The 22,119-nt window shown below is 71.5% G+C and carries 16 protein-coding genes and 1 tRNA gene; 9 read left to right on the forward strand and 8 right to left on the reverse strand.

Features of this window, described 5'->3' with window-relative positions; genetic code table 11:
- Nucleotides 1-746: 746 nt before the first annotated feature.
- Together Nocox_RS15745 and Nocox_RS15750 are read left to right on the forward strand one after the other, a co-directional pair.
- Nucleotides 747-1,589, forward strand: coding sequence for a hypothetical protein (locus Nocox_RS15745; RefSeq protein ID WP_157383124.1), 843 nt, complete (start codon nt 747-749; stop codon nt 1,587-1,589).
- Nucleotides 1,590-1,635: 46 nt separating this feature from the next.
- Entirely contained in the window at nt 1,636-2,223 is a 588-nt protein-coding gene (locus Nocox_RS15750) for a hypothetical protein (RefSeq protein ID WP_157383123.1), read from the forward strand.
- A gap of 63 nt (nt 2,224-2,286) precedes the next feature.
- On the opposite strand, the gene Nocox_RS15755 is transcribed toward Nocox_RS15750, so the two are convergent.
- Nucleotides 2,287-3,918, reverse strand: a complete 1,632-nt coding sequence (locus tag Nocox_RS15755; RefSeq protein ID WP_157383122.1) for a bis-aminopropyl spermidine synthase family protein — start codon at nt 3,916-3,918, stop codon at nt 2,287-2,289.
- Nucleotides 3,919-4,260: 342 nt separating this feature from the next.
- Here Nocox_RS15755 and gltB point away from each other — a divergent pair, with 342 nt between their 5' ends.
- The 4 genes from gltB (at nt 4,261) to pyk (ending at nt 13,649) form a co-directional block, all read left to right on the forward strand.
- Nucleotides 4,261-8,766, forward strand: a complete 4,506-nt coding sequence (gltB, locus tag Nocox_RS15760; protein ID WP_020543794.1) for a glutamate synthase large subunit — start codon at nt 4,261-4,263, stop codon at nt 8,764-8,766.
- 14 nt (nt 8,767-8,780) lie between these two features.
- The gene (locus Nocox_RS15765) at nt 8,781-10,262 is read left to right on the forward strand and encodes a glutamate synthase subunit beta (RefSeq protein WP_020543793.1); all 1,482 of its coding nucleotides are present in this window, start codon (nt 8,781-8,783) and stop codon (nt 10,260-10,262) included.
- 146 nt (nt 10,263-10,408) lie between these two features.
- Nucleotides 10,409-12,067: a S8 family peptidase gene (locus Nocox_RS15770; RefSeq protein WP_084685700.1), complete on the forward strand. Its 1,659-nt coding sequence runs from the start codon at nt 10,409-10,411 to the stop codon at nt 12,065-12,067.
- A gap of 151 nt (nt 12,068-12,218) precedes the next feature.
- Nucleotides 12,219-13,649 (forward strand): pyruvate kinase, encoded by a 1,431-nt coding sequence (gene pyk, locus Nocox_RS15775; RefSeq protein WP_026214443.1) that lies wholly within the window; start codon nt 12,219-12,221, stop codon nt 13,647-13,649.
- Nucleotides 13,650-13,709: 60 nt separating this feature from the next.
- Here the strand turns inward: pyk and dapD are convergent, their stop codons facing one another.
- The 3 genes from dapD to Nocox_RS15790 all read right to left on the reverse strand — a co-directional run bounded on the left by dapD (nt 13,710) and on the right by Nocox_RS15790 (nt 15,350).
- Complete coding sequence (gene dapD, locus Nocox_RS15780) at nt 13,710-14,672, reverse strand: 2,3,4,5-tetrahydropyridine-2,6-dicarboxylate N-succinyltransferase (RefSeq protein WP_020543790.1); 963 nt, start codon at nt 14,670-14,672, stop codon at nt 13,710-13,712.
- Between the two features lie 44 nt (nt 14,673-14,716).
- Nucleotides 14,717-15,139, reverse strand: a complete 423-nt coding sequence (locus Nocox_RS15785) for a pyridoxamine 5'-phosphate oxidase family protein (RefSeq protein ID WP_020543789.1) — start codon at nt 15,137-15,139, stop codon at nt 14,717-14,719.
- A gap of 128 nt (nt 15,140-15,267) precedes the next feature.
- Nucleotides 15,268-15,350 (reverse strand) — tRNA-Leu (locus Nocox_RS15790).
- 177 nt (nt 15,351-15,527) lie between these two features.
- Between Nocox_RS15790 and Nocox_RS15795 the strand changes: the two genes are divergently transcribed.
- Entirely contained in the window at nt 15,528-16,043 is a 516-nt protein-coding gene (locus tag Nocox_RS15795) for an ANTAR domain-containing response regulator (protein WP_425517796.1), read from the forward strand.
- Between the two features lie 183 nt (nt 16,044-16,226).
- Nucleotides 16,227-17,525, forward strand: a complete 1,299-nt coding sequence (locus Nocox_RS15800; protein WP_020543787.1) for an ABC transporter substrate-binding protein — start codon at nt 16,227-16,229, stop codon at nt 17,523-17,525.
- A 3-nt stretch (nt 17,526-17,528) separates the two neighbouring features.
- On the opposite strand, the gene Nocox_RS15805 is transcribed toward Nocox_RS15800, so the two are convergent.
- Nucleotides 17,529-18,368, reverse strand: a complete 840-nt coding sequence (locus Nocox_RS15805; protein ID WP_157383120.1) for a putative periplasmic lipoprotein — start codon at nt 18,366-18,368, stop codon at nt 17,529-17,531.
- Between the two features lie 187 nt (nt 18,369-18,555).
- Here Nocox_RS15805 and Nocox_RS15810 point away from each other — a divergent pair, with 187 nt between their 5' ends.
- Nucleotides 18,556-19,860: an ABC transporter substrate-binding protein gene (locus Nocox_RS15810; protein ID WP_026214442.1), complete on the forward strand. Its 1,305-nt coding sequence runs from the start codon at nt 18,556-18,558 to the stop codon at nt 19,858-19,860.
- Between the two features lie 75 nt (nt 19,861-19,935).
- Here the strand turns inward: Nocox_RS15810 and Nocox_RS15815 are convergent, their stop codons facing one another.
- From Nocox_RS15815 to Nocox_RS15825, 3 genes are all read right to left on the reverse strand, one after another.
- Entirely contained in the window at nt 19,936-20,310 is a 375-nt protein-coding gene (locus Nocox_RS15815; RefSeq protein ID WP_020543784.1) for a hypothetical protein, read from the reverse strand.
- A gap of 87 nt (nt 20,311-20,397) precedes the next feature.
- On the reverse strand, nt 20,398-21,192 hold the full coding sequence (locus Nocox_RS15820) for an ABC transporter ATP-binding protein (protein ID WP_020543783.1): 795 nt from the start codon (nt 21,190-21,192) through the stop codon (nt 20,398-20,400).
- The gene (locus Nocox_RS15825) at nt 21,189-22,067 is read right to left on the reverse strand and encodes an ABC transporter ATP-binding protein (RefSeq protein WP_211212692.1); all 879 of its coding nucleotides are present in this window, start codon (nt 22,065-22,067) and stop codon (nt 21,189-21,191) included. Before Nocox_RS15825 ends, Nocox_RS15820 begins: the two co-directional genes overlap by 4 nt.
- Nucleotides 22,068-22,119: the final 52 nt, after the last annotated feature.

A 22,119-nucleotide genomic window follows, 5' to 3' on the forward strand; every position in this document is an offset into this window, starting at 1 on the left:
CCTGGGCGGGGGCTCCCGCGGACGGTGGTGGCCGCCGCGCCCCCGAGGGCTTCGGCGGCGGTGGGCACCGGGGATTGGCCGGAGCCGACGACGGAGGCTGGGCGGTGGTGACAGGCCCGGGGGCGGCGGATCTCGGCGCTTCCGGCAGCGCGCCCGGCGGCCACGGCCCAGGGCGCCGGGGCACGGACCCCGCGGCGGACGTTCCCCCAGGGGACGCCCGCGCTGCGGACGCCGGTGCCGCCGACACCGGCCGTGGCAGGCGCCGTAAGGGCCTGTTCGGCAAGGGCAAGCCCGAAGAGGACGCCTTCGGCGGGGGAGACGACGGGGAACGCCGCGACTTCTTCGCGAAGGACCGCGTCGCGTCGGAGGGCTACGACCCGGACAGCATGGCAGCGGAGGGCTTCGGCCTGGACGATGACATGCCGCACGGCTCCGGATCTGGTCAGGGGCTGGCGGGTGGTTTCGGAACTGGCCAGGGTTCCGGGCGCGGCTCCGGGCTCGGTCATGGCCCCGCGCACGGGCCTGACGCGGGCGAGGGATCGGCGTGGGGCACTGACGCGGGCCGCGGTTCGGGACGTCACGACGGCGCGGGTCAAGGGGCGGTGCGAGGCGGTGAATCCGGTCGGCGCGCGGCGCGCGGCCGGGGAGCGGCCCAAGGGTCCGCGCGGGACACGGCGATCGGTGACTTCGCCGCTGACGCTGGCCGGGGCGCGGGCGCGGAGGCCGCAGGGCGCGGGGACGGCGTGGTGGCGGGGCAGGACGGCGAGGGCTGGGAGACGGCGGGCGGTGGGTCGCGCAAGCGGCGGCGTACCCCGCCGTCCGACTGGCAGTTCCCCGTGCTCACCCACATGGGCCTGAGCCCCAAGAAGCAGAAGATGATCGTGATCGTCGCGTCGGTCGTCGGCGCGGTGGCCGCCCTGGCGGGGGTGGCGGTCTTCGCCACCTCGCTCGGCCGGTACGCGCCCGACCGCGGGGCCAGCGCGGCCCTGCTGGGTCCGGACACCACGCTGCCTCAGGTGTTCCGGGGCTGGAACTCGCCCAAACTGTTCGACCCGCTGGCCGACCGCGCCAAGGACGCCAAGGCGCTGACGGAGAAGGAGGTGTTCGCGCAGAGCGAGCTCTCCGTCGACAAGAAGCTGCGGCTGAAGCTCGTGGCGAAGCGGCTCGAATCCGACTGCTCGGCGGCGTTCTGGGGCGAGGGCCTCACCGAACGCATCTCCGACGCCGGCTGCACCCAGGCCGCCCGCGGCCTGTACCTCAGCTCCGACGGGCGCTACGTCGGCCAGTACACCCTGCTCAACCTCAAGGACGGCCAGGCCGCCACCGAGCTGGTGAACGCGCTGGACACCCTCTACCGGGGCGGCTGGGCGCGTCCGCTGCCCTCGTCCAAGGGCTCCTTCCCGGCGGGTGGCTACTCGGAGGCCGGCGCCTACGCTCTCGGCCACTACGTCGGCCTGGTGTGGCTCGGCCGTGTCGACGGCGCGGAGCCGGGCGTCAAGGACGACTACGTCTCGCTCACGCTGGCTCTGCGCGGGGCGGAGAAGGCCGTCTACCGGCGGGTCGTCGCGATCACGGGGCCGAGGTCGTGACACGGATGCGGCACGTCGTCGTCGTGAACGGGGGAGCGAGAGGCTGATGTCAGGTCGTGTGGTGATCGCCGTCGTGGCCGTCAACGTGCTGGTCATCGCCGCCGTCGCCTGGTGGTGGCTGCGTGGTGACGATCCTCGTCCTGCCGCGTTCCACGGCGAGCCCACGTCCGCCTTCTACGCCGCCATCGACGACCGCAGCAAGGACGCCGCCCCGCTCACCGCGCAGGAGGTCTTCACCGCCGGCACCGAGACGGTCGGCGCCATGCGGCGCACGGCCACGGCGGAGTTCGCCGACTGCGACGAGGTCCTGTGGGGCGTCTCCGCCGCCGGCTGCACGCAGGCGCTGCAGGCCACCTACAAGGGCGGTACGACCGCCGGGCAGTTCGTCATCTTCAACATGAGCGACGGGGCGGCGGCCGACGCGCTGGTGGCGGCGCTGGGCAAGGACGGGTTCGTCCGGCAGGGCGTGCTGTTCGACGCGGCGGCCAGCCGGGCGCAGGCCCGTGCCATGGGGCACTACGTGACGGTGAGCTGGGCCGGCGGGGCGTCGTACGAGCAGGAGCTGGTGGCGGCGCTGGTCGCGCTGGACGGGCTCGGGCGCGTGGTGCAGAGCCGGCTGATCGCCGCCGTCTGAGGCGGCTGCCGCACGCCCTGACGCGGGCCCTTCGCGCCGGGCGGCGTCAGGGCGTCGTCGTCGTCAGAGCGCGGTCGTCGTGGTGAGAGCCGCGACGGTGGCGGCGATCGCGGCGGGCAGGGACTCCAGGCGGTGGAGCGGGGCGTCCAGGGGGGTGACGTCGTCCGACCAGGGGGCGGCCTCGCGGATCAGGGCGCGGGCCTCGTTCTTGGTGAGGGCCGAGCCCTGCGCGCGGGCGAGCGCGACGAGCCCTTCGCGCCAGGTGTTGGCCAGCTTGGCGTGGCCGTTGTCCAGGACGCGGCGCAGCACCGCTGAGGGGGCGTCGCCGTCCGGTTGCGGCAGGCGTACGGCGTCGAGGCCGCCGGAGCCGGGTTCCACCTCGTAGACGGTGGCCAGCACGGCGGGGAGGGGCGGCAGGCCGGCGCCGGTGACGCGCACGCGCGGGGCGCGGGTGGCCAGCAGCAGCCGGGGGAGGGCGGCCTCCAGGCCGGGCGGTACGGCGATCGCGACCCGCTCGGCCGCCGCCGCGTACGGCTTGGCGAGCCAGGTGGACAGCTTGACCCTGGGCTGCGGCAGGCCCTTCGGCCAGTCGCCGACGAGGAGGTCGGGCTGGAAGTCGGCCGCGACGGCGGCCGGAGCCCGCTCGCCCGGCGCGGACTCGACGGACTGCGGGCCCTGCGTGTAGATGGCGGTGGTCAGGCGGCTCAGCCGGGAGGCCACGGCCGGGCGGGTCTTGGTGGTGGGGCGCAGGAGGTAGAGATCGGCGGCCGAGCCGATGGCCTCCGCACCGAAATAGCGGTTGAAGTCGGGATAGATCGCCTCGTAGGCGAGGTTGAGCTCCGCCAGCGCCTGCTGCACCTTGTACGCCAGCATCGGCGTGCGCTCGCTCGCCCCGTACGCCAGCAGCACCCGGCCGTCGTCCTTCAGCCCCTCCACGGCGCGGGCGGCGAACAGCCCGATGCCCTCCGGAGTGTACGGCGGATCGGTGAACGCCAGGTCGTGCCCGTGCGCGGAGGCGGGCAGGCCGAGCCGCAGGTCGGCCCAGCGGGTGCGGACGCCGAGGTCCTGGTCGTCGATGTAGGCCAGGATGCGCTCGTCCACGTCCACGACCGTGACGTCGGTGCCGGGATGGACGAGCTTGACCGCCAGGGAGGTGAGGTCGTGGTCGCCGACGCACAGCAGGCGGGCGCCGGGCAGCCAGAAGCGGGCCCCGAGCAGGAGCGCGCGCCGCAGCGCCGTCTCGGGCGTGGCCGAGACGTGGTCCAGCGTGTGGCGGGCGCGCGGGGCGTCCGCGACGAGGCGGGTCAGCCGGTCGAGGACGTCGGCGTAGTGGGGGACGAGGTGGCCCACCGGGTCCTCGGGAGGCGGCGCGACGGCGAGGAGGTCCTGGTAGGCGGGGGTGTGGGTGAGGGGGACGCGGAAGGCATCGGCGTCCGGGCGTCGTTCGAGAGGCAGCTCGCGGAGCAGGGTCTCGACCGTGCGGCGGGACGTGGCGGTGGCCCTGACCAGGTCGGCGAGCGTCCACCACTGGCCGTCGCAGAGCAGCGCGAGCGCGTGCCGGAGCCGCCGGCTGTCGGCGCCCGCCGCGTAGAGCAGCCGCTCCACCCCACTCCGCTCGTCCCCTTCGCGGCCGGGAGAATCCTTGTCCTCGCGACCAGCCCCGCCGTCGTGTGCGGCCGCCCCGTCCTCTCGCATGGACCAACCCTATCGAGGGCCCGGCTCCGTCCGGTCTGGTGAAGGAACAGGACCAGAGGGGCTGGCGGGGTCACAGGGGCGAGGCCCGGGGAGGGGGCTGAGGAGGCGGATATCGCTTCCTGTTCCGCAAAAACCGCCCATGATCGGGAATTTTGCGCCACTTGCCCGAACTTTGGGAGGTTGCGGTCGGATGTGAGGAATGCCCGAATGTTCGCAATGCGGACGCGCCGGGCACCATTCCGACAGCGTGCGGTAATCTCTACCCACGATATGCAGCAGGGCCAACGTCGTCCCCGCCTGTGAGTGAAGTTCCAGACAGACGATGACGACGGGAGGGACTACATGCCTGCTGCCCACCTCGGGTTCCCCGAGCCCCAGGGCCTCTACCACCCCGCCAACGAGCACGACGCCTGCGGTGTCGCCATGGTCGCCGACGTCGCGGGACGCCGGGGGCACGGGATCGTGGTCAAGGCGCTGACGGCACTGTGCAACCTTGACCATCGGGGGGCCAAGGGTAGCGAGCCCGACACCGGCGACGGCGCCGGCATCCTCACGCAGATCCCCGATGCGTTCTTCCGGGCCGTGGTGCCGTTCACCCTGCCCGCCGCCGGCGCGTACGCCGCCGGCATGGCCTTCCTCCCGGCCGACGAGGAGGCGCGCGGCGTCGCCGTACGGCTGATCGAGGAGATCGCCGCCGAGGAGGGCCTGACCGTCCTCGGCTGGCGCGAGACGCCGGTCGACCGCGCGCTGCCCGGCCCGAGCGCCCGCGCGGTGATGCCGCACTTCGCCCAGCTGTTCGTCGCGAGCCCCGAGGGCCGCGAGGGGCTGGAGCTGGACCGGCTGGCGTTCTGCCTGCGCAAGCGGGCCGAGCACGAGGCGGACGTCTACTTCCCCTCGCTGTCGGCGCGCACGCTCGTCTACAAGGGCATGCTCACCCCCGACCAGGTCGAGCCGTTCTTCCCCGACCTGGCCGACGAGCGCTACGAGAGCGCGATCGCCCTGGTGCACTCGCGTTTCTCCACCAACACGTTCCCGAGCTGGCCGCTGGCCCACCCCTACCGCTACGTCGCCCACAACGGCGAGATCAACACGGTCAAGGGCAACCGCAACTGGATGCGCGCCCGCGAGGCGATGCTGGCCTCCCCGCACATCCCGGGCGACATCTCCCGCCTGTTCCCGATCTGCGACCCCGACGGCAGCGACACCGCCAGCTTCGACGAGGCGCTGGAGCTGCTGCACCTCGGCGGGCGCAGCCTGCCGCACGCGGTCCTCATGATGATCCCGGAGGCGTGGGAGAACCACACCGAGATGGACCCGGCCCGCCGGGCCTTCTACGAGTTCCACTCCTCGATGATGGAGGCCTGGGACGGCCCCGCCTCGATCACCTTCACCGACGGCACCCTCGCGGGCGCCGTCCTCGACCGCAACGGCCTGCGCCCCGGCCGCTTCTGGGTGACGGCGGACGGCCTGGTCGTGCTGGCCTCCGAGGCCGGCGTCCTCGACATCAGGCCCGAGGACGTCGTGCGCAAGGGCCGCCTGCAGCCCGGCCGGATGTTCCTCATCGACACCGCCCGCGGCAAGATCATCGAGGACGACGAGATCAAGGCCGAGCTGGCCGCCGAGCTCCCCTACGCCGACTGGCTGCACGCCGGCCTGGTCCGCTTCGAGGAGCTGCCGTCCCGCGAGCGCGAGACCCTCACCCACGAGGCGCTGGTCAAGCGGCAGCAGACCTTCGGCTACACCGAGGAGGAGCTGCGCATCATCCTGGCGCCGATGGCGAAGGCGTGCCAGGAGCCGATCGGCTCCATGGGCACCGACACGCCGGTGGCGGTCCTGAGCGAGAAGCCGCGGCTGCTGTTCGACTACTTCACGCAGCTGTTCGCCCAGGTCACCAACCCGCCGCTGGACGCCATCCGCGAGGAGCTGGTCACCTCCCTGGCCAGCACCATCGGCCCCGAGGGCAACCTGCTGGACCCGGGCCCGGCCTCGTGCCGGCAGCTCGTGCTGCCGTACCCGGTGATCGACAACGACGAGCTCGCCAAGATCATCCACATCAACGACGAGCACGACCTGCCCGGCTTCCAGCCGCGCGTCATCAGCGGCCTGTACGAGGTCGCCGGCGGCGGGCAGGCCCTGCTGCGCCGCCTCGAGGAGATCAGGGCCGAGGCGTCCCGCGCGATCGCCGAGGGCGCGCGCATCCTCGTGCTGACCGACCGCGGCTCGTCCGACGCCCTCGCCCCGATCCCGTCGCTGCTGCTGACCGGCGCGGTGCACCACCACCTGATCCAGGAGAAGACCCGCACCAAGATCGGCCTGGTCGTGGAGACCGGCGAGGCCCGCGAGTGCCACCACATGGCGCTGCTCATCGGCTACGGCGCGGGCGCGATCAACCCCTACCTGGCGATCGAGACGATCGAGGACCTCGTCGACACGGGCGTCCTGCCGCTCGACAAGCACAAGGCCGTACGCAACCTCATCAAGGCCTACGGCAAGGGCGTCATCAAGGTCATGTCCAAGATGGGCGTGTCCACGGTGGCCTCCTACACCGGCGCGCAGATCTTCGAGGCGCTCGGCCTGAGCCAGGAGGTCATCGACTCCTGCTTCACCGGCACCACCTCGCGCCTCGGCGGCGTCGGCTTCGACGTGCTGGCCGAGGAGGTCGCGCAGCGGCACCGCCACGCCTACCCGCGGGTCGAGAACGCCCACCGCAGGCTCCAGGTCGGCGGCGAGTACCAATGGCGGCGCGAGGGCGAGCCCCACCTGTTCAACCCCGAGACCGTCTTCAAGCTGCAGCACGCCACCAGGACGCGCCGCTACGAGATCTTCAAGGAGTACACGAACCTCGTGGACTCCCAGGCGGAGCGGCTGATGACGCTGCGCGGCCTGTTCAAGCTGCGCAAGGGGCAGCCGATCCCGATCGAGGAGGTCGAGCCGGTCTCGGAGATCGTCAAGCGCTTCTCCACCGGCGCGATGTCGTACGGCTCCATCTCCATGGAGGCGCACGAGACCCTCGCCATCGCCATGAACCGGCTGGGCGGCAAGTCCAACACCGGCGAGGGCGGCGAGGACCCCGAGCGGCTCTACGACCCGGCCCGCCGCTCGGCGATCAAGCAGGTGGCCTCCGGCCGCTTCGGCGTCACCAGCGAATACCTGGTCAACGCCGACGACCTGCAGATCAAGATGGCCCAGGGCGCCAAGCCCGGCGAGGGCGGCCAGCTCCCCGGCCACAAGGTCTATCCGTGGATCGCCAAGACCCGGCACTCCACGCCCGGCGTCGGCCTCATCTCGCCGCCGCCGCACCACGACATCTACTCGATCGAGGACCTCGCCCAGCTCATCCACGACCTGAAGAACTCCAACCCGGAGGCGCGGGTCCACGTGAAGCTGGTGGCCGAGGTCGGCGTCGGCACGGTGGCGGCGGGCGTGTCCAAGGCGCACGCCGACGTGGTGCTCATCTCCGGCCACGACGGCGGCACCGGCGCGTCCCCGCTGACGTCGCTCAAGCACGCCGGCGCGCCGTGGGAGCTGGGGCTCGCCGAGACCCAGCAGACGCTGCTGCTCAACGACCTGCGCGACCGCATCGTGGTCCAGGTCGACGGCCAGCTCAAGACCGGCCGCGACGTCGTCATCGCCGCGCTGCTCGGCGCCGAGGAGTACGGCTTCGCCACCGCGCCCCTCGTGGTCAGCGGCTGCGTCATGATGCGGGTCTGCCACCTCGACACCTGCCCCGTGGGCGTCGCGACGCAGAACCCCGAGCTGCGCAAGCGCTTCTCCGGCAAGCCGGAGTTCGTGGTCAACTTCTTCGAGTTCATCGCCGAGGAGATCCGCGAATACCTGGCCGAGCTGGGCTTCCGCTCGCTGGACGAGGCGATCGGGCACGTCGAACTGCTCGACACCACGGCCGCCGAGGAGCACTGGAAGGCGAGCGGCCTGGACCTGTCGCCGATCCTGCACCGGCCGGAGCTGCCCGCGGGCACCCCGCTGCGCCGGGTCACCGCCCAGGACCACGGGCTGGCGCACGCGCTGGACAACACCCTGATCCAGCTCGCCGAGGGCGCGCTGGACAACGGCACCCCGGTCACGCTGGAACTGCCGATCCGCAACGTCAACCGCACGGTCGGCACGATGCTCGGCTACCAGGTCACCAAGCGCTACGGCGGCCAGGGCCTGCCCGACAACACGATCGACATCGGCTTCACCGGCTCGGCGGGCAACTCCTTCGGAGCCTTCATCCCGCGCGGGATCACGCTGCGGCTGACCGGCGACGCCAACGACTACCTCGGCAAGGGCCTGTCCGGCGGCCGGATCACCCTCCGGCCGCACGAGGAGGCGCCGCTCGACGGCGACATCATCGCGGGCAACGTCGCGCTCTACGGGGCCACGTCCGGCGAGGTGTTCATCCGGGGTGTCGTCGGCGAGCGGTTCTGCGTGCGCAACTCCGGCGCCACGGCCGTCGTCGAGGGCGTGGGCGACCACGGCTGCGAGTACATGACCGGCGGCCGGGCCGTCGTGCTCGGCCCGACCGGGCGCAACTTCGCGGCCGGCATGTCGGGCGGCATCGCCTACCTGCTGGACCTCAGGCAGGAACGGGTCAACCGCGAGATGGTCGCGGTCGAGGAGCTGTCCGCGGCCGACGCCGAGTTCCTCAAGGAGATCGTCGAGAAGCACTTCGCGGAGACCGGCTCGCCGGTGGCCAAGGAGCTGCTGGCCGACTGGGACGCGGCGCTCGGCAGGTTCGGCAAGATCATGCCGACCGACTACAAGCGGGTGCTGGCCGCCGCCGAGGCCGCCCGCATCGAAGGCAGGAACGTCGACGAGGCCGTCATGGCGGCCGCGGTTCAGGGTTAAGGGAGGCGTACCGAATGGCTGACCCGAAGGGTTTCCTCACGCACGACCGGGAGCTGCCGGCGCGCCGCCCCGTGGACGTCCGCATCAGCGACTGGCGCGAGGTCTACGAGGACTTCTCCGCCGAGAAGCTGACGAAGCAGGCGGCCCGCTGCATGGACTGCGGCATCCCGTTCTGCCACAACGGCTGCCCGCTCGGCAACCTCATCCCCGAGTGGAACGACCTCGTCTACCGCACCGACTGGCGGGAGGCGGTCGAGCGGCTGCACGCCACCAACAACTTCCCCGAGTTCACCGGCAGGCTCTGCCCGGCTCCGTGCGAGGCGGCGTGCGTGCTCGGCATCAACGCCGACCCGGTGGCGATCAAGCGGGTCGAGGTCGAGATCATCGACCGGGCGTTCGCCGAGGGCTGGGTCACCCCGCAGCCCCCGGCGGCGCGGACCGGCAAGCGGGTCGCGGTCGTCGGCTCGGGGCCCGCGGGCCTCGCCGCCGCCCAGCAGCTCACCCGGGCGGGGCACGACGTGGTGGTGTTCGAGCGCGCCGACCGCGTCGGCGGGCTGCTGCGCTACGGCATCCCCGAGTTCAAGATGGAGAAGCGCCACATCGAGCGCCGCCTGGCGCAGATGCGGGCCGAGGGCACCGAGTTCCGCACCGGCGTCGAGGTCGGCGTGGACATCACCGCGGCCGAGCTGCGCGAGCGCTTCGACGCCGTGGTGCTGTCCGGCGGCGCCACCCAGTGGCGTGACCTGCCGGTCCCCGGACGCGAGCTCAAGGGCGTCTACCAGGCGATGGAATACCTCCCGCTGTCCAACAAGGTCCAGGAGGGCGACTACGCCGTCCCGCCCGTCTCGGCCGAGGGCAAGCACGTGGTGGTGATCGGCGGCGGCGACACCGGCGCCGACTGCATCGGCACCGCGATCCGGCAGGGCGCGGCGTCGGTCACCCAGCTGGAGATCATGCCGGTCCCGCCCCGGGAGCGGCCGGCCGGCCAGCCGTGGCCCACCTACCCGATGCTGTTCAAGATGGAGAGCGCCCACGAGGAGCTCGCCGACCTTGGCGGGGAGCGCGTGTACGCGGTCTCCACCACGGAGTTCGTCGGCGACGCCGACGGCAACGTGCGGGCGCTGCGCCTGGTCGAGGTGGAGGGGCCGCAGGCCGGCTTCAAGCCGATCCCCGGCACCGAGCGGGAGATCCCGGCCGAGCTGGTCACGCTGTCCATGGGCTTCCTCGGGCCGGAGAAGGGCGCGCTGCTGACCGACCTCGCCGAGGTCGCCGGCGGTGACGACTTCTTCGACCGGCGGGGCAACGTCGCCCGCGACAAGACGTACATGTCCAAGGTGGACGGCGTCTTCGTGGCCGGCGACATGGGCCGCGGGCAGTCGCTCATCGTGTGGGCGATCGCCGAGGGCCGCGCCGCGGCCTCCGGCGTCGACCGCTACCTGACGGGGGAGACGGCGCTGCCGTACCCGATCCTGCCGACCGCGCGCCCGCTGGTCTGACCGCCGGGTTCCGCCGCCTGTGGAGCGGGCTCCTTCCGGGGGTCCGCTCCACCGCATGTAACCCCAATTTGGCTAGTTAGTTGCATTGGCGGTTGACTGTCGGGAAGATGCGAATTCTTCCTGAAGACGGGCGGATGGGGGGAACGATGCGGCGAGTCGCCTCCGGGGTGACGGCGCTGGCCCTCCTCGGGCTCGCCGCCTGCGCCCCCGCCACGCCGGCCCCGCAGCGCCCCCAGAGCTCCGCGAGCCCCGCCGCCCAGGCCAGTGGCCCGCAGGCCGACTACCTGGTCTTCTACGCCGACGGCCGGCAGGGCCAGGCCCTGGACGCCGTCACGCGCGCCGGCGGCGCCAAGGTGAGCGAGGACACCCGGCTCGGCTACATCCTGGCCAAGGGCGGCCGTGACGGCTTCGCCGAGGCCGTGGGCGGCGACGCCGCCGTCGTCGGCGTCTCCCAGGACCGCAGCATCGGCCACGCCACCGCCGCGCCCGGCCGCTCGTTCCCCGACGCGGGCGTGCTCAGGAGCGGGCGCGCGGCGGGTGAGCCGCTCGCCGGCCGCCAGTGGGACATGCGCATGATCGGCGCCGACCGCGCCAACGCCAAGAACCCCGGCAGCAAGGAGGTGCTGGTCGCCGTCATCGACACCGGCATCGACGGCAAGCACCCCGACATCGCCCCCAACTTCGACCGCGAGCTCAGCCGCAACTTCGTCACCGACAAGCCCAAGGACGAGAACGGCGAGACCCTCGACGGCCCCTGCGAGGCGGCCGGCTGCAAGGACCCCGTGGACCAGGACGACGACGGCCACGGCACCCACGTGGCCAGCACCATCGCCTCCCCGGTCAACGGCATCGGCATCGCCGGGGTCGCGCCGGGCGTGCGGCTGGTGAACGTACGGGCCGGCCAGGACTCCGGCTTCTTCTTCCTCAAGCCGAGCCTCGACGCGCTCGCCTACGCCGGCGACATCGGCGTGGACGTGGCCAACCTCAGCTACTACGTCGACCCCTGGCTGTACAACTGCGCCCGCAACCCGGCCGACTCCCGCAAGGAGCAGCTGGAGCAGCAGGCCATCGTCACCGGCATGCAGCGCGCCATCGACTACGCCCGCAAGAAGGGCGTCACGATCGTCTCGGCGCTCGGCAACGGCTCCACCGACCTCGGACGTCCCACCGTGGACGACGCGAGCCCCGGCTACCCGGAGGGCAGCGCGAAGGCCCGCAAGGTCGACAACACCTGCCTCAACGTGCCCGCCGAGTCCGACGGCGTCATCTCCGTCTCCGCGCTCGGCCCGTCCGGGCGCAAGGCCGTCTACAGCGACTACGGCGTCGAGCAGACCGACGTGTCCGCGCCGGGCGGCGACACCCTGGACGGCAAGGGCGCCAAGGCCACCCGCTCCATCCTGGCCGCCGCCCCCGAGCGCGCGATGCGCGCCGCCGGCCGCATCGCCGCCGACGGCACCCCCAAGGGCGCCGACGTCGTACGCGACTGCACCCGCGGCGCCTGCTCCTACTACCAGTATCTCGACGGCACCTCGATGGCCGCCCCGCACGCGACCGGCGTCGCCGCCCTGCTCGTCAGCCGCTTCGGCAAGCCCGCCCCGGGCGGCGGCCTGACGCTCGACCCGGCCACCGTCGAGAAGCTGCTCTACGCGAGCGCCGACCCCAAGCCCTGCCCGACGCCCCGCCAGTACGTCTACCAGACCTACGGCCAGACCAAGACGCACGTCTGCGAGGGCGACGAGGCCGACAACGGCTTCTACGGCCACGGCCTGGTGGACGCCTGGAAGGCCGTCACCTTCGAGCCGTGATCCGCCGCGCGGGGGAGCGCGGGCTGCCGCCTCCGGGCGGCGCCGGCCACTACATTGAAGGCGTCGTTCACGTGCTGGTCCCCTTCGCGGGCTGCTACGTTCTCCGTCGTCGGGGACTGCCAAGTGGTCTGTACCAATTAAGGTAGGACTCGTGACTCGTCGCGCGAAAATCGTCTGCACCCTAGGTCCGGCCACTTCCTCCGAGGAGCGGCTCCGTGAGCTCATCGCCGCGGGGATGGACGTGGCCCGGTTCAACCTCAGCCACGGCAACCACGATCTGCACCGGGAGGTCTACGACCGGGTGAGGCGGGTGGCGGCCGATCTCGGCCGCGGCGTAGGCGTGCTCGCCGACCTGCAGGGGCCCAAGATCCGCGTCGGCACGTTCGAGGAGGGCCCGGTCCGGCTGGGCTTCGGCGACGTCTTCGCGATCACCACCGAGGACGTCCCCGGCGACCGCGAGCAGGTCTCCACGACCTACAAGGGGCTGCCGAAGGACGTGCGGCCGGGCGACACGATCCTCGTCGACGACGGCCGGCTCGTGCTGGAGGCGACCAGGGTCGACGGCGACCGCGTGGTCACCCGCGTCGTCATCGGCGGCATGATCTCCGACAACAAGGGCCTCAACCTGCCCGGCATCAACGTCAGCGCCCCCGCGCTCACCGACAAGGACGAATCCGACCTGCGCTGGGCGCTGCGCACCGGTTTCGACATGATCGCGCTGTCGTTCGTGCGCCGCCCGTCCGACGCCGACGTGGTGCGCAACATCATGGAGCAGGAGGCCGTGCGCCTGCCGCTGCTCGCCAAGATCGAGAAGCCGCAGGCCGTCGACCGGCTGCCCGAGATCGTCGAGGCGTTCGACGGCATCATGGTCGCGCGCGGCGACCTCGGCGTGGAGCTGCCGCTGGAGCAGGTGCCGATCGTGCAGCGGCGCATCATCGAGCTGTGCCGCGAGAAGGCCCGCCCGGTCATCGTCGCCACGCAGATGCTCGACTCCATGATGAACGCGCCCCGTCCCACCCGGGCCGAGGCCTCCGACGTCGCCTACGCCGTCATGGACGGCGCCGACGCGGTCATGCTGTCCGGCGAGACCTCGGTCGGCAACTACCCGATCGAGTCCGTCTCCACGATGGACCGCATCGCCTGCGCCGCCGAGAAGTCGTCCCTGCAGGCCACCCACACGCTGGAGCGCATGCCCGAGACCACGGGCGGCGCGATCGCGCGGGCCGCGGCCGAGGTCGGCGCGATCGTGGGCGCCAAGGCGCTGGTGGCGTTCACCATGTCCGGCGAGACGGCGCGGCGGCTGGCCCGCTACCGCTCGCCGATCCCGCTGCTCGCCTTCACCTCGGCGCCGCACGTGCGCGGCCAGCTCTCGCTGACCTGGGGGGTGGAGACCTTCCAGGTGCCGTTCGTGCACCACACCGACGACATGGTGCGGCAGGTCGAGGCGTCGCTGCTGTCGCTGGGGCGGCTGGAGAAGGGCGACAAGGTGGTCATCGTGGCCGGGTCGCCTCCCGGCACCCCCGGCTCCACCAACGCCCTGCGCGTCCACACCATCGGCTCGGCCGTCTCGCACGCCAACTGACCGCCACGGCGCCACCCCCGGCCCCGCCCCGTGGCGGGAGCCGGGCCACCGGAGAGGCGCTCAGTTGGCGTGCAGGGCGGCGTTGAGCTCGATGCCGGTGCCGGTGCGCGGCACCGCCTCGACGGCTCCCGTCCGCGAGTTGCGGCGCAGCAGGATGCCGTCGGCGCCCGACAGCTCGGCCGCCTTGACGACCTTCCCGTCCGGGAGGGCGACCTTGGTGCCCGCCGTGACGTAGAGCCCGGCCTCCACCACGCAGTCGTCGCCGAGCGAGATGCCGATGCCGGCGTTCGCGCCCAGCAGGCAGCGCTCACCGACGGAGATGACGTGCTTGCCGCCGCCCGACAGCGTGCCCATGATCGAGGCGCCGCCGCCGACGTCGGAGCCGTCGCCGACGACGACACCGGCCGAGATCCGGCCCTCGACCATCGACGAGCCGAGGGTGCCGGCGTTGTAGTTGACGAAGCCCTCGTGCATGACCGTGGTGCCGCTCGCCAGATGGGCGCCGAGGCGGACGCGGTCGGCGTCGGCGACGCGCACCCCTGACGGCAGCACGTAGTCGACCATGCGCGGGAACTTGTCCACCCCGTACACCGTGACCGGGCCGCGGGCGCGCAGCCGCAGCCTGGTCCGCTCGAAGTCCGGCACCGGGCACGGGCCGTGGTTGGTCCACACGACGTTGGCCAGCAGGCCGAAGACGCCGTCGAGGTTGGCCCCGTGCGGCCGGATCAGGCGGGCGGACAGCAGGTGCAGGCGCAGGTAGACGTCGTGGGCGTCGACCGGGGCCTCGGAGAGCTTGGCGATGCCGGTGCGCACCGCCACCACCTCCACGCCGCGCGCCGGGTCGGGCCCCGTCAGCGAGGCCAGTTCGCCGGCCTCGTCGTCGGACAGCCGCTCGGTGCCCGGGAGAGGCGCCTCGCCCAGCGCGGGGGAGGGGAACCAGGTGTCGAGGACGGTGCCGTCGGCGGCGATGGTCGCGAGGCCGACGCCGTGGGCGCCGGTCGAGGTGGGATCGATAGCAGTCACGGGGCCAAAAATACCGGTTGAGGAGGTCGCGGGGCGGAACCGGCTCAGGCGAGCGCCCCCAGGTCGGCCGAGAGCCAGCGCTCAGGCCGCATCCGGAACGTCACCAGGGCGTGCAGGTCGGAGCCGTGCACGTAGCCCGTCACGGCGTCGGGCGGCAGGTAGCGGGCCGAGATGCGGGTCAGGTCCTCCAGCGTGGACGGGGCGGACAGCACGAGCGGGCCCTCGACGGACACGTAGCGGTAGGTGGGGCTGCCGCGCTGCACCAGGAGGGAGAAGCGGCCCGCCTTGGCGATGAGCTTGGCCTTGACCGACTCGCCGTCGGTCAGGAAGCGGACGTCTCCGCCGGGGACGTAGTCGTACCAGACGGGCACCGTCAGCGGCGCCCGGCCCTCGCCCGCCTCGACGGCCAGGCTCGCGATGTGCGCCTCCGCCAGGAACTCCTCCCGCGCCGCCACGCTCAACGACATTGCGCCCACCCCCGTGCTGATCGATCGTGCAACGGCTATTCCCGCCGCGCGCCGCCGCGAATCAGCGCCGGACGCGGTGCGAGGGTGGTGCGGAGAGGGCCCGGGTGAGGGGCTGGGACCGGTGAGGGTGCCGGAAGCGGGATTCGAACCCGCACGCCCTTTCGAGCAGACGCTTTTGAGGCGTCCATGTCTGCCATTCCATCATTCCGGCCGAAATATCCGGACTTGCCCGGATCGACGGTACATCCTACCGCCACAAGTTGATCAGCAGCAGGGGTGCCAGCGTGGATCTAATCTACCGGACGTCGGTACTCTTCTGCTCGTGAGTACGCAGCGGCGAGTAGTGATCGCGGAAGACGAGGCCCTGATCCGCCTCGACCTCAAGGAGATGCTCCAGGAGGACGGCTACGTCGTCGTGGGCGAGGCCGGCGACGGCGAGCAGGCGATCCGGTTGGCCGCCGAGCTGAAACCCGACCTGGTGATCCTCGACGTCAAGATGCCGGTGCTCGACGGCATCTCCGCGGCCGAGCGCATCGTCTCCGAGCGCATCGCGCCGTGCCTGATCCTGACCGCCTTCTCCCAGCGCGACCTGGTCGAACGGGCTCGCGACGCGGGCGCGATGGCCTACCTCGTCAAGCCCTTCACCAAGGCGGACCTGGTGCCGGCCATCGAGATGGCGGTCAGCCGGCACGAGGAGATGGTGGCGCTGAGTGCCGAGGTCTCCAGCCTGTCCGAGCGCCTGGAGACCAGGAAGCTGGTGGAGCGGGCCAAGGGCCAGCTCATGGCGCAGCACGGCTGGACCGAGCCGCAGGCGTTCCGGTGGATCCAGAAGGCGTCCATGGACCGGCGGCTGAGCATGCGCGAGGTCGCCCAGATCGTCATCGACGACGCCGAGAAGCGCTGATCCAGGAGGAGGGCCGGGCGGACGGCTCCGCCCCTGTGTCCGTTACGCGCGTGTTTCGGACATCACAACTTTGCATAAAAGTCGTGTGAAAACGGCGCGAACCTCTCAATCCAGGCATGCTGAGCTTGGAAAACGTCAACGGGGGAGCATCCCCGCCGACGCATATAGGGGAGTACCTTTCACATGATCCGCATCGCTCCAGCGGGCCGCGTCCTGGCCGTCGCCGCCGCGGCGAGCCTGGCCCTGACGGCCTGTGGCGGCGGCGACACCGCCGCGCCGCAGCAGACCGCGTCCTCGGCCGCCCCGGCGTCCTCGGCGCCGGCCGCCGCCCAGGGCGACGGCACGCTGACGCTCGGCACCGTGCTGCCGCAGACCGGTTCCCTCGCCTTCCTCGGCCCGCCCGAGTTCGCCGCGGTGGACCTGGCCGCCAAGGAGATCAACGAGGCCGGTGGCGTGCTCGGCAAGCCGGTGAAGGTGATCCACACCGACTCCGGCGACACCACCACGAACATCGCCTCGCAGTCGGTGGACAAGCTGCTGGGCCAGAAGGCCGACGCCATCATCGGCGCGGCCTCCTCCTCGGTGTCGGAGTCGATCATCGACAAGATCACCGGCGCCGGCGTGGTGCAGTTCTCGCCCGCCAACACCTCCGACAAGTTCAGCACGATCAACGACAACGGCCTGTACTTCCGCACCGCGCCCCCGGACAAGCTCCAGGGCCGCGTGCTCGGCGACCTCGTCGTGGCCGACGGCAACGACACCGTGGGCATCCTCGCCATGCAGGACTCCTACGGCTCGGGCCTCGCCGACCAGATCGCGAAGACCGCCGAGGAGGGCGGCGCGACGGTCGTCGAGCGGGTGGACTACGACCCGAAGGCCGCCGACTTCTCTGCCGACGTCACCAAGATCAAGGCCAAGAACCCCAAGGCCGTCGTGCTGATCGGCTTCGAGGAGACCTCCAAGGTCATCCAGGAGCTCGTCAAGCAGGGCCTGTCGGCGGACAAGGTGAAGTGGTACATGGTGGACGGCAACATGTCGAACACCAACTACCTGAAGATGCCCAAGGGCACCCTCAAGGGCGTCAAGGGCACCATCCCCGGCGCCGAGGCCCCGGACGCCTTCCGGGAGCGGCTCCTCACGGTCGACAAGGAGCTGGAGGACTACACCTACGCCGCGGAGTCGTACGACGCCGCCGTCCTCATCGCCCTGGCCGCCGAGGCGGCCAAGGACGACAGCGGCGCCTCCGTCGCCGCCAAGCTGGCCGAGGTCAGCAAGGGCGGCGAGAAGTGCAAGAGCTTCAAGGAGTGCGCCGACCTGCTGAAGGCCGGCAAGGACATCGACTACGACGGACTGAGCGGCCCGGTCGAGTTCGACGACAACGGCGACCCCGCCGTGGCCACCATCGGCGTCTACCAGTACGGCGACGACAACAAGTACCCGGGCAAGGCCGAGGAGTACCGCACCGGCAACATCGCCGGCTGACGGCTAGGAGCCGCCGCCCAGGCCGCACGTCTCCCGGGCCCAGCTCGTGAGGCGCTCCTGCAGCGGCTCGGGCGGCACCACGATGATCACGCGGGCCTCGTCACCGTCGAGCGAGGCCCGCACGGGGAACAGGAACGCCTTCTTGGCCTCGGCGAAGGCGTGCGGGTCGCACCGGCCGGGCGAGAGGGCCACCCGCACCTCCAGCCGCGACGCGCCCGGCTCCAGCGTCCCCAGGGGCCGGTGCTCCGGCGTGACGATGTAGTGGGTCGTGCCGCCCATGTCGGTCAGCGTCACCTTGCCCGCGCCGCGCCGCGTAACCACGATGCTGCCGCGCATGGTCCCGTCCGACTCGGTCCACTCCGGGCCGAAGGCGAGGTCGGCCACCTGTTTGATCAGGAACTCCGCGCACTCGTCGCGCAGCAGCCTGGCCAGCAGCGGGTCGGGGTGCGGCACCGGGAAGACGACCTTGCGCAGCGGGCCGCCGCCGGTGCTGAGCCGCGCCACGACGGTCGCCGGCCGCACCTCGGGGAGTCCCTGGGCCGGGCAGTTGGCGGCGCCGTACGGGGCGGGCAGGTCGGTCCGTTCGGTACGGCCGAGCGTGGTGCCGGCCCTGGCCGGCGCGAGGGTCCTGAACGATTCGGTGACGAGCTGCACGTCGGCGAAATGGACGGGCGTGTCCGTGGTGTTGCGGACCGCGATCTGTAACCGGTGCACCGGCTCGTCGGACCGCCACTGCGCCAGCGACACCGACACCCCGGGGGGCGGGCTGGTGTCGGGTTGCGCGGGGGAACCGCAGCCGGCGAGGAGGGCCGTCAGGACGAGGGGCAGCGTAATGCGCTTCACCTGCCGCACCATAAGCACGACTGACCAGCTCCGTAAGTTGAGGACTGATTACGACTCCGCATCCAAGTGCCGACAGTTGTCCAGCGCATCTAGTTCCGGCACGCAGCGGTTTTGTACGTTTCCTGCATTCGATCGGGAACGCTCGGCCTGCTGACGAATCCCGGCCTGGAAATGAAGGAGACACTTCATGATCCGCATTGCTCCCGTGGGGCGGGCGCTGGCTGTCCTGGCTGCCACCAGCCTGACCCTGACAGCCTGCGGCGGTGGCGGCGGCGACACCGCCTCGGAGACCTCGCCGTCTTCGGCCGCTCCCGCCTCGTCGACGGCCGCCGCCGCGACGAAGGGCGACGGCACGCTGACGATCGGGACCCTGCTGCCTCAGACCGGAAACCTCGCCTTCCTCGGCCCGCCCGAGTTCGCGGGCGTCGATCTCGCCATCAAGGAGATCAACGAGGCCGGTGGCGTGCTCGGCAAGCCGGTCGCCAAGATCGACACCGACTCGGGCGACACGACGACCAACATCGCCTCGCAGTCGGTGGACAAGCTCCTGGCGCAGAAGGCCGACGCCATCATCGGCGCCGCCTCCTCCTCGGTGTCGGAGTCGGTCGTCGACAAGATCACGGGTGCCGGCGTGGTGCACTTCTCGCCCGCCAACACCTCCGACAAGTTCACCACGCTCGCCGACCAGGGCCTGTACTTCCGCACCGCGCCCCCGGACAAGCTCCAGGGCCGCGTGCTCGGTGACCTGATCGTGGCCGACGGCAGCGACACGGTCGCCATCTTCGCCATGCAGGACTCCTACGGCACGGGCCTGGCCGACCAGGTCCAGAAGACCGTCACCGACGGCGGCGCCGAAGTGGTCGAGCGCGTGGACTACGACCCGAAGGCCGCCGACTTCTCGGCCGAGGTCACCAAGATCAAGGCCAAGAGCCCCAAGGCCATCGTCCTGATCGGCTTCGAGGAGACCTCCAAGGTCATCCAGGAGCTCGTCAAGCAGGGCCTGCCGTCCAGCAAGCACAAGTGGTACATGGTTGACGGCAACACCTCGAACACCAACTACCTGAAGATGCCCAAGGGCACCCTCACGGGCGTCAAGGGCACCATCCCCGGCGCGGCCGCTCCCGAGGAGTTCCAGAAGAAGCTGCTCGAGGTCGACAAGGAGCTCGAGGACTTCAGCTACGCCCCCGAGTCCTACGACGCGGCGAACCTGATCGCGCTGGCCGCCGAGGCCGCCAAGAGCGACGCGGGCGCGGACATCGCCGCCAAGCTCGGCGAGGTCAGCAAGGGCGGCGAGAAGTGCAAGAACTTCAAGGAGTGCGTCGACCTGCTGAAGGCCGGCAAGGACATCGACTACGACGGCGTCAGCGGCCCGGTCGAGTTCAACGACGCCGGTGACCCGGCCGTCGCCACGATCGGCATCTACGAGTACGGCGACGACAACAAGTACGGCAGCAAGGCGATCGAGTACCGCACCGGCAACATCGCCGGCTGATCACCAGCGCTGAGACGAAGGGCCCGGCCGCCACGGCCGGGCCCTTCCGCGTCCCTGGAGCCGCTCCTCACGGCCTCACCGGCAGCCGGCGACGATCCGGTCGGCCGCCGCCCGGTAGTCCCTCAGCAGGGCCACCTGGCGCTCCCTGGGCACGTCGTTCCTGGCGAGCCCCGTGGTGGCCGACTCCAGGGCGGCCACGTCGCCCTTGACCGAGGCGGGCAGCCGGGGGCCGAACTGCAGGGTGATGCCGCGGGCCTCGGCCAGGCGGCCGATCACGGCGTCCTCGAACCTCTGCCTGTCCTCCTGGCCCTTCGGCTCCAGCAGCAGGTTCGCGTACCCGATGGCGGAGACCACGCGGGCGCAGGGGCTGTCGGCGGGGTCGCCGCCGGTGCTGTATTTCGGTGCGGAGGAGGCGTCGTCCTGGCAGCCCATCAGCAGGACGGGAAGCATGAGCGCGACTGTCGCTAAGCGTTTCACAGCGCACATTAAAGAACGGCTGGGGGGCTCCGTGGGAGCCCCCCAGCCGTTCGGGCCGGATTACGCCTTGGCGAGCGTGCCGAGGTACAGCTGGATCACCTTCGGGTCGTTCGCGAGCTCCCTGCCGGTGCCGGTGTAGGCGTTGCGGCCCTGGTCCAGGACGTAGCCGCGGTGGCAGATCTGCAGGCAGCGCCGGGCGTTCTGCTCGACCATGATGACGGTGACGCCGGCCTTGTTGATCTGCTGGGCCTGGATGAAGACCAGGTCCTGCAGCTTGGGCGACAGGCCGGCCGACGGCTCGTCCAGCAGCAGCACCGACGGCTCGGTCATCAGCGCCCGCGCCATCGCCACCATCTGCCGCTCACCGCCGGACAGCGAGCCCGCGCGCTGCTTGCGCCGCTCCTTCAGCGCGGGGAACAGCTCGGCCACGAACTCGAAGCGCTCCTTGAACTTCCCCGGCACCTGGAAGGCGCCCATCTCCAGGTTCTCCTCGATGGTGAGGCTGGGGAAGACGTTGTTGGTCTGCGGGACGTAGCCGACGCCGCGCGAGACCAGCGCGTGCGCCTTCATGTTCGTGATGTCCTCGCCCTTCAGCAGCACCGTGCCGCTGCGGATGTTGACCAGCCCGAACATGGCCTTGAGCAGCGTCGACTTGCCGGCGCCGTTGGGGCCGATGATGCCGATGAGCTCGCCCTCCGCCACGTAGAGGTCGGAGCCGTTGAGGATGTTGACACCCGGCAGGTAGCCGGCGATCAGCTCGTCGCAGCGCAGGAGGGCGGTCTCGGCCCCCTCCAGGTGCGCGGAGCGGTCGGTGATCGCCGCCTTGGACTCGGCCGGTTCCGGGACGGCGTTCACTTCTGCGTCTCCTCTTCGATCTCGGCCTCCAGCTCCGCCTCGGCCTCATGGAGCTGGGCCTGAAGCTCGCTGTCGGACAGCGGGGCGTCGTGGTGCGCGCCGAGGTAGGCGTCGATCACGCGCTCGTCCGACATGATCGTCGAGGGCGGCCCCTCGGCGATCACCGCGCCCTGGGCCATGACGATCACCCAGTCGCTGATGTCGCGGACCATGTCCATGTCGTGCTCGACGAACAGCACCGTCATGCCCTGCTCGCGCAGGTCCTTGACGTGGCCGAGCAGCGACTGCGTCAGCGCCGGGTTCACGCCCGCCATGGGCTCGTCCAGCATGACCAGCTCGGGGCCCACCATGAGCGCCCTCGCCATCTCCAGCAGCTTGCGCTGGCCGCCGGAGAGCGAGCCGGCGAAGTCCTCGCGCTTGGCGTCGAGCTTGAAGCGGACCAGCAGCTCCTCGGCCCGCTGGGTGATCTCCTCCTCCTGGGAGCGCCAGAACCCGGGCACGAGGGCCCGCCAGAAGCTCTCGCCCTTCTGCTGCTGGGCGCCGAGGCGCATGTTCTCCATGACCGTCAGGCGGGAGAGCGCCTTGGTGAGCTGGAAGGTGCGCACCATGCCGGCGCGGGCCACCTTGTGCGCGGGCACGCCGCTCATCGGGCGGCCGTTGAACGTCCAGGTGCCGGAGTCGGCGGTGTCGAACCCGGTGAGCTGGTTGAAGAAGGTGGTCTTGCCCGCGCCGTTGGGGCCGATCAGCGCCGTGATGGAGCCGCGCTGGACCTCCACGTGCTCGACGTCGACCGCGGTGAGGCCGCCGAAGCGGCGCACGACCTTGTCCACGACGAGGATGGGGTCCGGCTTGGGCACGCCCGGCTCGCGGGCCATGTCCTTGAACGCCTCCAGGGCGGCGGCCTTGCGGGCGCCGGTCACGGCCTCG

Source organism: Nonomuraea coxensis DSM 45129, from assembly GCF_019397265.1.
Lineage (GTDB): Bacteria > Actinomycetota > Actinomycetes > Streptosporangiales > Streptosporangiaceae > Nonomuraea > Nonomuraea coxensis.